Annotated in this window: 8 protein-coding genes; 6 read left to right on the forward strand and 2 right to left on the reverse strand. The window is 47.1% G+C overall.

Annotated features, from left to right (window positions below; translation table 11 throughout):
* Positions 1 to 153: 153 nt before the first annotated feature.
* Positions 154 to 558, reverse strand: a complete 405-nt coding sequence (locus DW915_RS06875; protein ID WP_082424869.1) for a GGDEF domain-containing protein — start codon at positions 556 to 558, stop codon at positions 154 to 156.
* 245 nt (positions 559 to 803) lie between these two features.
* Here DW915_RS06875 and DW915_RS06880 point away from each other — a divergent pair, with 245 nt between their 5' ends.
* The gene (locus DW915_RS06880) at positions 804 to 1499 is read left to right on the forward strand and encodes a response regulator transcription factor (RefSeq protein ID WP_022461396.1); all 696 of its coding nucleotides are present in this window, start codon (positions 804 to 806) and stop codon (positions 1497 to 1499) included.
* A gap of 16 nt (positions 1500 to 1515) precedes the next feature.
* Positions 1516 to 4194 (forward strand): sensor histidine kinase, encoded by a 2679-nt coding sequence (locus DW915_RS06885; RefSeq protein ID WP_117509947.1) that lies wholly within the window; start codon positions 1516 to 1518, stop codon positions 4192 to 4194.
* Between the two features lie 104 nt (positions 4195 to 4298).
* On the opposite strand, the gene DW915_RS06890 is transcribed toward DW915_RS06885, so the two are convergent.
* Complete coding sequence (locus tag DW915_RS06890; protein WP_070100805.1) at positions 4299 to 5114, reverse strand: YesL family protein; 816 nt, start codon at positions 5112 to 5114, stop codon at positions 4299 to 4301.
* A gap of 349 nt (positions 5115 to 5463) precedes the next feature.
* Here DW915_RS06890 and DW915_RS06895 point away from each other — a divergent pair, with 349 nt between their 5' ends.
* From DW915_RS06895 to DW915_RS06910, 4 genes are all read left to right on the forward strand, one after another.
* Positions 5464 to 6576, forward strand: a complete 1113-nt coding sequence (locus DW915_RS06895) for an ABC transporter ATP-binding protein (protein WP_055219170.1) — start codon at positions 5464 to 5466, stop codon at positions 6574 to 6576.
* A 196-nt stretch (positions 6577 to 6772) separates the two neighbouring features.
* Positions 6773 to 7864, forward strand: coding sequence for a PucR family transcriptional regulator (locus tag DW915_RS06900; protein ID WP_055219318.1), 1092 nt, complete (start codon positions 6773 to 6775; stop codon positions 7862 to 7864).
* Positions 7865 to 7983: 119 nt separating this feature from the next.
* Positions 7984 to 10272 (forward strand): hydratase, encoded by a 2289-nt coding sequence (locus DW915_RS06905; RefSeq protein WP_055219172.1) that lies wholly within the window; start codon positions 7984 to 7986, stop codon positions 10270 to 10272.
* A gap of 895 nt (positions 10273 to 11167) precedes the next feature.
* Positions 11168 to 11833 carry an RluA family pseudouridine synthase gene (locus tag DW915_RS06910; protein ID WP_118601529.1) on the forward strand — a complete coding sequence of 222 codons (666 nt, stop codon included), beginning with the start codon at positions 11168 to 11170 and terminating at the stop codon, positions 11831 to 11833.
* Positions 11834 to 11931: the final 98 nt, after the last annotated feature.

Genomic DNA, 11931 nt, shown 5'->3' on the forward strand with positions numbered 1-11931 from the left:
CCATGAGAATCACAACTATCCATTCTGTTCACCTGCCTTTTTTAGAAATTTTTTGATCAAACAGCCGTTTTTGCCGGTCTGTTTCGCTTGAAATACGGGATTCAAAAATCATCCCTCAAGTATTCTAACTGCTTTCCGGAAAAAAATCAATTCCTATTTTGGTAAAATTTTCGCAACATTCTTATCTCGTTTCTGTTTCTCCTCGTAAAGCATTGCATCCGCATGCGCGAGCATCTCCGGAAGTGTGGAATCCATGTCTTTCGGAAGCAGATAAAAGCCGGTGGAAACGGTAATATTATATGCTTTTTCGCTCGTTCTATTAAAAATGTCGAATGCGGAGTGCAGCGTCCGGTACAGATCCCTGGACATTGTTTCGTCGGAACACGGAACAAGACATGCGAATTCATCGCCGCCGATGCGTCCGCAGACACCGCGTTTGCCGATGGAATCCTGCAGAAACTGTCCGACAAGGCGGATGGAGAAGTCCCCTTCTTCATGCCCGTACCGGTCGTTGATGATCTTTAAATTATTGAGATCCGCATAGACGGCAAGCAGGATGTGCTAAGAAAATAATTGCAATTGTCTAAAAAATGTTTGAGCTCTGAATTCACAGACAAAACTTTATAGAAACTTAAGATTTTCCTTTGCGGACCTAAAGATTCCTTTGGTACAGTAAGGATGAAAACAAAAGACATCTGGCAACTTGAGGGAATTTGCGGTACAATCATCTTTGAATCATGTGGGAGGTCCGGCGCGGAAAAAAAGTGCCGGAAAAGAAAAAATGAAAGGTGGAGAAAGAAGAAATGTACAACATTTTAGTATGTGATGATGATAGAGAGATTGTAGACGCCATTGAGATTTATCTGACCCAGGAGGGCTATCATGTGCTGAAAGCATATGACGGCATGCAGGCCATCCAGATGCTCGAGAGGGAGGAGATTCAGCTGCTGATTATCGACGTCATGATGCCGAAACTGGACGGCATCCGTGCGACGCTGAAAATCAGAGAAAAGAGCAGTATTCCGATCATTATTCTGTCCGCAAAATCAGAGGATGTGGACAAAATTCTGGGACTGAACATCGGCGCGGATGATTACGTGACGAAGCCGTTCAATCCGCTCGAGCTGGTGGCGAGGGTGAAATCTCAGCTGCGGCGCTACACGAAACTTGGAAATCTTCCGGCGGACGACGGAGAAAATGTGTATCAGGTCGGGGGTCTTCTCGTCAACGACGATTTAAAAGAAGTCAGCGTCGAGGGCGAACCAGTCAAACTGACCCCGATCGAATACAACATTCTCCTACTGCTGGTAAAAAATCCAGGCAAGGTATTTTCGATTGAACAGATCTACGAGAGCATCTGGAACGAGGAGGCGATCGGTGCGGACAATACCGTTGCGGTCCACATCCGTCACATCCGTGAGAAAATCGAAATCAACCCGAAGGAGCCGCGCTATCTGAAAGTTGTATGGGGAATTGGGTATAAGATTGAGAAACAATAATAAGGAGTGAATAATTGTGAAAGAACGAAAACTCTACAGCCTGACGGGGAAGTTGATCGTTTTTCTTCTGCTGATCGTTTTTGCCGCCAGTGCGCTGTTCGGGGGCATTCAGACACTGATGCTTTCCAGCGTCGGCCTGACGCCGAATGCGGCAGCAAAAAAGTATGCGTTTGAAGAAACCACCGCATGCGGCACACTGGTGCAGCGGCAGCTTCATAACGTCATGAGCTACTATAATGATATGAGTAAATTCGGCACAAACGGTCGATACGACGGAACAAAAGAGATTGATTACCGTGCCTTTGCAACCGATGGAGAGGGAAGCGGCGGGATAAGTACAACGTACACCATTGACCAGCTTGTCAAGATGTACGATGACGGCAGCAGCGCAGACCTCAATGAGGTGGCAGCGTATACTGCGGACAATTATGCGACGAACGATGCCGGAATTGACAAAGAAGCCTATCTTGCATACGAAGATGGAACTGACGTGAGCCAGGAAACAGAAGAGACGGATGTAGCCGCACTCACCGAAGAAGTGAGCGCGGCAGATGCAGAGACGTTTGACAGCTTTTCCCCGGACGGCGAGGTCTACTTTCCTTCCGATAATGCAGTGAAAAGCCTGAAAGAGAAAAAAATTGATCCTGCTGATGTTTCCTCCCAGTTTTTGTATCTATACGATCAGGGAATGAGCCTGGAAACGCAGAAAACGAAAGCGGGAACGTACCTCTATGAGTACGCGGCGGCAAATCTGAAAAAGGTATCCATCCGCGATCTGTATATGACACTTTCCGGGGTCACGGAAGAAGTTGCTGCTTTTAAAAACCAGGAGAGCGGCATCAGCGTCGATGCGGACGATGCCAATCTCTGGTACTGTCTGGAGGATAAAGAAGGAAATATCTATACGAATGTGGATTCCTGGAAAAATGGTTACACAACAGCCATTGCGCAGAAATCGCCCTATCCGTTCGCCTTTGCTGTTGACCGGACCGGCGGTGCCGACAAAGTCCGTTCTTATGCAACAAGAAAAAACAGCCCGGCCGTGGAAGCAGCGAGAAGCTATCTGCTGAACAATCAGATTGCAGATAATTATCAGAAGATCTTTGTTGCACTGGATCCGGATCTGGCAGCAAGCGACTATTTCTCCCAGTACAGTGAGATCTACAGCCAGTGGCTTCCGAAAATGCAGCTCCTTCTTCTGATGATTGCAGTTGGCGGAATCGGAACGCTGGTCTGCCTGGTCCTGTTCACACTGCAGGCAGGAAGAAATGGAAAAAACAAAGAAATCCGCCTTTACTTTTTCGATCAGTGGTACACGGAAATCGCAGCTGCAGCCGCCATCCTGATTGTGATGGGAGCAGTTGGAATCGTTGCTGTCTGCATCGAACTTTCCTACGGCGGCGTTCATTATATCCAGAATTTTGACGGAAACTACATCTACAGCGGATCCTATGGAAATGAAGCAGATACATGGCGAAGCCTGGTGGCCGCATCGGGCATCCTCGCCGGATTTCTGATCACACTGATTCCGTACTGCTCACTGGTGCGCCGGATCAAAGCACGCAACGTCTGGAAACAGTCGTTTTTGTACTGCGTCGGCCACCGGATTGTGTCTGCCGGAAGAACCTTCTATGAAGGCAGACAGGAGTCGGAGCGAACGATCCTTATGTTCTGCGTTTTCTGCGGCGTGCAGATCATTCTCTGCTGCGGCTTCGGAATGTTCGGCGTATTCCTTACCCTGGTGATGGATGCCGCAGTGCTGCTTCTTCTGCTGCGCGAGGCATCCGGAAGAAAACAGATTGAACATGGCTTAAAAGAGATTGCTGCGGGCGATCTGGATTACAAGATTGACCTGACGGAGCTGCAGGGGGAAGACAACCTTCAGCTTGCCGGAATTGTCAATTCGCTCGGAGAGGGAATGAAAGCGGCAGTGCAGGAGCAGATGAAGAGCGAGCGCTTAAAAGCGGATCTGATCACGAACGTATCCCACGATATCAAGACACCGCTTACTTCTATTATTAATTATGTCGATCTGCTGAAACGGGAAAATATTGAAAACGAGAAAGCGAAAGATTATATCCGCGTACTCGACGAAAAATCACAGCGCCTGAAACAGCTGACGGAGGACCTTGTCGAGGCATCGAAGATCAGCTCCGGAAACATTAAACTGGAATTTATGAACCTGAACCTGAACGAACTTGTACAGCAGGTGAACGGAGAATTTGCGGAGCGGTTCGAAGGCCGCAATCTCGACCTGATCTGTATTCTCCAGCCGGAACCGCTTCTGATCCGTGCGGACAGCCGCCGCATCTGGCGCGTGCTTGAGAACCTGTACGTAAATGTCTGCAAATATGCCATGCCGGGAACACGGGTTTATGTGGATGCCATCAAAAAAGACGGAAAGATTCAGCTCTCGATTAAGAACATTTCCGAGAACCCGCTGAACTTCCAGGCAGATGAACTGACGGAGCGTTTTATCCGCGGCGATGTCAGCCGGAGCACCGAGGGCAGCGGCCTGGGTCTTTCAATCGCAAAGAACCTAACGGTATTGCAGCATGGAAGCTTCAACATTTATCTGGACGGCGACCTGTTCAAGGTTACGATTACGTTTGATGAAGCTGTAAAGGAGAAAAAACCGATGCCTCCGATGATCGTACCGGAAGCGGTACAGGAGGAAGCACAGCAGGATGCCTGAGAAGTGTTGAAAAATAAAAGAGAATAGAAAACGACAACTCCCCGCCGGGAAACACGCAGCAGATGCGGTTCCCGGCGGGGAGTTGTTTATGAAATGCAGTTTATTTATTCGTTTGTTTCGTCTGTTTCTGTCTGTTCAGCCGGGCTTGCAGATTCCTCTTCCGAAGCAGTTTCTGCAGCATCGGTAGTTTCAGCCGGAGCAGCGTCATCGGAACGTTCAGTCAGCGGGCTTGGTCTGTCCATTGCTTCGAGTGCCCGTAAGGATTCTTCTTCCGGTGTCAGAACCTCGTTTTCTTCCTCAGGCATATAGAATGGGAAGATTTTGTTTACGAAGAACCAGGAGCATCCAAGCGCTACCGTGGAAAAGCCCAGAAGGAACATCAGAAGAATCAGATAGCTGACAATCTTTGTCGTGGAGAATACATAGATCAGCAGCGGACAGAGATTGACGAGCAGGATCATGATGGTCCACGGCAGGTGGCGGATTGCCATCAGGATGGAGTTCTTGATCGTGTTTTTTACAGTATTGTCAAAGCGGCTCAGTACCGGAAATACATAGGAAAGTACCATGGCCTCGAAAAAGATCAGTACCAGGAAAACAAAACGCAGGTAGGTGATGGTACCCGGCATTCTCATGACCAGCAGAAGATCAAGAATCAGAACAATCAGAACCGCCAGCAGGATGAGCCAGATGGCAGTTGCCTGCTTGAAGTTTTCGCGGAAGGATTTCCAGTAGGTACGGAAGATATACGTCTCCTCATTTTTGATCATCTTCAGCGTGACGTAGTACATTGCTGTGAAATTGGCGCCGATTGTCACAATCGGGATACACATAATAAGGAAAATAATGTTCAGCATCATCAGGTCGAAGACACGGCCCATAATCTGCGAGAACTTACTGTCCAGGCTGAAAAAACTCATAATTTGTTCCTCTTTTCTGTTGAATTAAGTGTGCCGCCGATTAACGTTCCGGCTGGCAGACATCATAGAAAAGTATAGCGAATTTTTCAGAAAAATGCAATGAAGAGAATATAAACTTTTCGTTTCGTCATTTTGTATAAGAGTGAACATTTTGTTTGTGCAAAGTGGACAGAAGAGAACGGTTCGAGAAAATCCGAAAGCAGAATTGCCAATCTGCCGGAGGAAAGTTTGTGTAATTGTGGCATGGTCGAATGCGGGTAGAAAAGGTATACTAATCCCATAAGCAAGAGAGATGCAAATGCAAAACTCATAATAAAACGCATGATGTTCATTTAGGGAGGATTCAAAAATGGCAAGTTTATCTTTACAGCACATTACAAAAAGATATCCGAACGGTTTTGAAGCAGTAAAAGACTTCAACCTGGAAATCGCTGACAAAGAGTTTATCATCTTCGTAGGACCATCTGGATGTGGTAAATCTACAACACTTCGTATGATCGCAGGTCTTGAGGAGATCTCCGATGGTACTCTGAAAATTGACGATAAAGTAGTAAACGATGTAGAGCCGAAAGACCGTGATATCGCAATGGTATTCCAGAACTACGCTCTGTATCCACACATGACCGTATATGATAACATGGCATTCGGTCTGAAACTGAGAAAAGTTCCGAAAGATCAGATCGACAAACAGGTTAAAGAAGCAGCTAAAATCCTTGACCTGGAGAAACTGCTTGACCGTAAACCGAAAGCTCTTTCCGGTGGTCAGAGACAGCGTGTTGCTATGGGACGTGCAATCGTACGTGATCCTAAAGTATTCCTTATGGACGAGCCTCTGTCAAACCTGGATGCAAAACTTCGTGTACAGATGCGTACCGAGATTTCCAAACTGCATGAGAGACTGGGCGCTACCATCATCTACGTAACACATGACCAGACCGAGGCTATGACACTTGGTACCAGAATCGTTGTTATGAAAGACGGAGTTGTTCAGCAGGTAGATACCCCGCAGAACCTGTACAACGCACCGGGCAACCTGTTCGTTGCAGGATTCATCGGATCTCCGCAGATGAACTTCCTGGATGCAAAAGTAAAAGTTAACGGAAACGACGTTACTCTTACTGTTGGTAAATACAACATGAAACTGCCGGCTTCCAAAGCAAAAGCTGTTATCGACGGCGGATATGACGGAAAGACCGTTGTTATGGGTATCCGTCCTGAGAACGTACATGATTCTCAGATGTTCATCGAAACTTCCAAAGACAGCGTAGTTGAGTGCAAGATCAACGTATACGAGCTGTTAGGTGCAGAAGTTTACCTGTACTTCGATTGCGAAGGCTTCCCAATGACAGCCCGCGTAGATCCTCGTACAACTGCAAGAAGCGGTGATACCGTTAAATTTGCTCTGGATATGGAGAAAGTTCATCTGTTCGACAAAGAGACAGAGATCACCATTACCAACTAATCCATATGAACATCAGCGCGTATGCGCAAACATAGAGAAAAGGATCGGCATCCGTTCGGATGCCGGTCCTTTTTGCATATGCACCGCCCTCCTTTTGCGAAGCAAAAAATAGTTGCCAATGAGAAAAAAATAAGCTATAGTTATAGATAAGACGCACCCTGGAGTAAAATACGCCAGGAGAAAGGAAGTGGCAGATTTGGTATCAAGTCAGGTATTACAGAAAACCCTTGATGAATTAAGAAATATTACAAGAATTGATTTATGTGTGACGAATACGGATGGTGTTCTGCTGGTGACCACATTCCCGGAAACCGCGATTGATGCAGAAAGCATCCGTTCTTTTGTATTATCCGCTGCGGACAGCCAGATTGTACAGGAATATCATTATTTTAAAGTATATGACAACCAGAATGTGGAGTATATTCTGATTTCTAAAGGAAGCAGCGACGATGCATATATGATCGGAAAGGTTGCCGTATGTGAGATTCAGAATCTTATCATTGCATACAAAGAGCGTCTGGACAAAAACAACTTTATCCAGAACCTTCTTCTCGACAATCTTCTTCTGGTGGATGTCTACAACCGCGCGAAAAAGCTTCGCATCGACACAGATGTGCGCCGCGTTGTTTACATGGTAGAGACGAAGCTGGAAAAAGACATCAGCGCACAGGAGACAGTAAAGAGCCTCTTTGCTTCAAGACCGAGAGATTTCATCACCGCAGTCGATGAGAAGAGCATTATCATTGTAAAAGAACTGAAGGATACCGACACCTTCGAGGATATGAACCAGACCGCAAGAATGCTGGTTGATATGCTGAATGCAGAGGCAATGTCCCAGGTACGTGTTTCTTACGGAAATCCGGTCAGCGAGATTAAGAGTGTTTCGCGTTCCTACAAAGAAGCGAAGATGGCGCTTGAGGTAGGAAAAATTTTCTACGCAGACAAAAACGTGGTACCATACAACAACCTCGGCATCGGCCGTCTGATCTATCAGCTCCCGATTCCGCTGTGCGAAATGTTTATGACCGAAGTCTTCGGCGAAAATCTGCCGGATACGTTCGATGAGGAAACACTGACCACAATCAATAAATTTTTTGAAAATAACCTGAATGTGTCCGAGACATCCCGTCAGCTCTATGTACACAGAAATACTCTGGTGTACCGTCTGGAGAAGCTCGAGAAGAGCACAGGACTCGACATTCGTAAATTTGACGATGCGCTGACCTTTAAAATTGCCATGATGGTCGTAAGCTACATGACGTATATGAACAACAGCGAAAATCTGTAAAACCGTTCAGAGCCGTACAGGATTGCGGGAGTGCAAAGCACGGAGCAATCCGGGTATCGAAGGGGTCAAAAGACTTTTTGACCCTGACATTTTATCAACAACAAGAGGAGAGGAACGACATGATTGAATTACTGAACACAGGTGCATACCTTGTCAACGGAATCGATATCATCCCGGATACAGAAGAAGGCCGCGCGGAACTCAAAGCGCGTACCGGCGCTGTGCCGTGTCCGGCGGATGCTGCAAAAGAAACCATTGCCTATGGAATCTTAAAAGACCACAATGTTTCCGGCAACATGGAAAATCTGCAGATCAAATTTGACAAACTTACATCGCATGACATTACTTTTGTTGGAATCATTCAGACCGCGCGCGCGTCAGGACTGGAAAAATTCCCGGTACCGTACGTGCTGACCAACTGCCACAACTCCCTTTGCGCAGTCGGCGGAACCATCAACGAAGATGACCACATGTTTGGTCTTACCTGTGCGAAAAAGTACGGCGGCGTCTATGTACCGCCTCATCAGGCAGTAATTCATCAGTTTGCCCGCGAGATGCTTGCCGGCGGCGGAAAAATGATCCTCGGATCCGACTCCCACACCCGTTACGGTGCACTCGGAACCATGGCCATGGGCGAGGGCGGACCGGAGCTGGTAAAACAGCTTCTCTCCAAAACATATGATATCGCTATGCCGGGAGTGATCGCAATTTACATGACAGGCGCACCGCAGCCGGGCGTAGGACCGCAGGATATTGCACTTGCCATCATCGGTGCAGTCTTTGCAAATGGTTACGTAAAGAACAAAGTTATGGAGTTCGTAGGACCTGGCGTATCTTCCTTAAGCGCAGATTACCGGATCGGTGTGGACGTTATGACAACCGAGACAACGTGTCTGTCCTCCATCTGGAGAACCGATGAGAAGATCAGCGAGTTCTATCAGATCCACGGCAGAAGCGCAGATTACAAAGAGCTGAATCCTGGCGCGGTTGCTTACTATGACGGCGTTGTAAAAGTAGAACTCGACAAGATCAAACCGATGATCGCGATGCCGTTCCATCCGAGCAATGTTTATACCATTGAAGAGCTGAAAGCAAACCTCGATGACATCCTGAACGATGTAGAGAAGAAGGCAGCCATCAGCCTCGACGGAAAAGTTCCGTTCACTCTGAAAAATAAAGTACACGACGGAAAACTCCTGGTAGACCAGGGAATCATCGCAGGATGCGCCGGCGGCGGATTTGAGAACATCTGCGACGCAGCCGATATCCTGAAAGGCCACAGCATTGGCGACGATGCGTTCACCTTAAGTGTTTACCCGGCAAGTACCCCGATCTATATGGAGCTGGCAAGAAACGGAAAACTGGCAGATCTTTTGGAAACTGGTGCGATCGTAAAAACCGCATTCTGCGGACCGTGCTTCGGCGCAGGCGATACTCCGGCAAACAATGCGTTCTCAATCCGTCACTCCACCAGAAACTTCCCGAACCGCGAGGGATCCAAGATCCAGAACGGCCAGATTTCTTCCGTTGCCCTGATGGATGCACGTTCCATTGCAGCAACCGCAGCAAACAAGGGATTCCTGACCGCAGCAGACGAGTTCACCGGAACATACACGAAGCCGGCATACCACTTCGACAAGAAGATTTACGAGAACCGTGTCTTCGACAGCAAGGGTGTGGCAGATCCGTCTGTAGAAATCCAGTTCGGACCGAACATCAAAGACTGGCCGGCTATGCCGCAGCTTGCCGAGAACCTGATTCTGAAGGTTGTTTCCGAGATCCACGATCCGGTTACGACAACCGACGAGCTGATTCCATCCGGCGAGACTTCTTCCTTCCGTTCCAACCCGCTCGGACTGGCAGAGTTCACCCTGTCAAGAAAAGATCCGGCTTACGTGGGACGTGCAAAAGAAGTACAGGTCGCAGAGAAAGCCATCCAGGAAGGAAACTGCCCGGCAGAGGCACTTCCGGAACTGAAACCGGTCTTCGCAGCCATCCATACCCAGTACCCGGATATCGACAAGACAAACGTCGGTGTCGGATCCACCATCTTCGCTGTAAAACCGGGCGACGGCTCTGCGCGTGAGCAGGCAGCTTCCTGCCAGAAGGTATTAGGCGGCTGGGCAAACATCGCCAACGAGTATGCAACGAAGCGCTACCGCTCCAACCTGATCAACTGGGGCATGCTTCCATTCCTGATCCCGGCAGGAGATCTGCCGTTTGCAAACGGAGATTACCTTTTTGTACCGGAGATCCGCAAGGCAGTAGAAGAGAAAGCTGATGTGATCAAAGCGTACGTTGTAAAAGACGGAGCACTTGTTCCGTTCGAGATGACGTTAGGCGCGCTGACCGATGATGAGAGAGAAATCATCCGCAAGGGATGCCTGATCAACTATTATAGAGGATAAGTATTTGAGAAAGAGCTGTGTGGCAGGAGAAAAGTCTGTTTCATAGCTCTTTTTCTGCGCACTTATTTGAAATAAAATATCAGAAAACAATATAAAATTCAGAAAATAAACACAATAATTAAGAAAAGGAAAAGTGATATAAAAAAACAGTAAAAATATTTTAAAAATGTGTTGACAAATACTGGCGGATCTGTTATATTAAAATCACAAAGAAACAAGAAAACAAAAACCTAACCAAGAGGTACAAAGAGAAAGACTTGGGACCCCCTTTTCAAGAGAACAAACCATTTTCATAGAAAGAGACGAGAAATCTTCTATAGAAGAATGGAAAAAAAGGGAAAAGGAAGATGTTCTTAAGATGAGAGACTTCCGAAAGGAAAGAAAACCTGAGATAAAGATCCATACAAAAGAAGTTCGAAAGAAAACCTTTTGATAAACATGAGATCAGAGCAGATCTTAGGAAATCCTAAGGAAAAGATTTTCGGAGTGGAAATCTTAACCGCAAAGGAAAAGCCTCTGAAAAAGAACATCTTCCCGAAAAAAAGAAAATCTACAACAGGGAAATGGAAGAGAAACGATCTTTGAAATATCAAACGAAAGCGAAAACAAAGATCACAGATCGGTAAAGAAAGAAAACCAGTGAAAATCCTTGAAAGTAGAGAAAAAACTGAATATGGAAAATAAAGAAAAAGCGGTCGCTGTATCAGAAAAAATGATTGGTATGGCGATCGCTTTCTGTGTTGTGTAATTCGTCCGCCGGGCATGTTTTTCTTGACAGATGCGGCGGAAATGGTGCATACTTCTTAAAGCATAACAGCGGAGAAATCCGTGTATCGAAAATAAGAAGTCAGAACAGGAGAAGAAAGTGGCTGGATTTTGCAGAGAAGATATTTTAATGGAAGATAACGATATTCTTGTTGTTCACAAGCACGCGGGTATGGCAGTGCAGAATGCGCGGATGGGACAGATGGATCTGGAGCATGCGCTGCTGAATTATTTGGCGAAGCAGACAAGGGCGGAAACACCGGGACAGGCGCGGACTCAGATTCCATATCTGGCGGTCGTTCACCGGCTCGATCAGCCGGTTGAGGGCGTGCTGGTGTTTGCGAAAAACAAAGACGCCGCAGGAAAACTGGGACGGCAGGTGAAGGACGGGACAATGAAGAAAGAGTATCTCGCCGTCTGTGAGGGAAAAATCGAAAAACAGGGCGTGCAGAAGTTTGAGGATTTCCTTGTAAAAGACGGACGGAGCAACACATCCCGCGTCGTACAGCCAGGCACCGCCGGAGCGAAAAAAGCGGTGCTGAAATATGAAGTGATAAGGACACAGGAGAACCGAACCCTGGTGCAGATCCACCTCGGAACGGGCCGCCACCACCAGATCCGCGTCCAGTTTTCCCATGCGGGATATCCGCTGGCGGGGGATGCAAAATATGGGGCGAAAGAGAAAGGATCTCTGGCGCTGTGCGCGCATCATCTCGAGCTGAAGCATCCGCGGACAGGCAAACGGCTTTCGTTTACCGTAAAACCAGAAGGTGAAATCTTCCACAGCTTTGTGTAACTATTCAGAGCTATGTGAAATTGCAAAAAAGTTCAGAAAATCATAAGAAAACAGGACTGGACTATTTTTACGGTTTGTGTATAATAGAGAAAGGTTAT

This window comes from Blautia sp. AM42-2, assembly GCF_003480245.1.
GTDB lineage: Bacteria > Bacillota > Clostridia > Lachnospirales > Lachnospiraceae > Fusicatenibacter > Fusicatenibacter saccharivorans.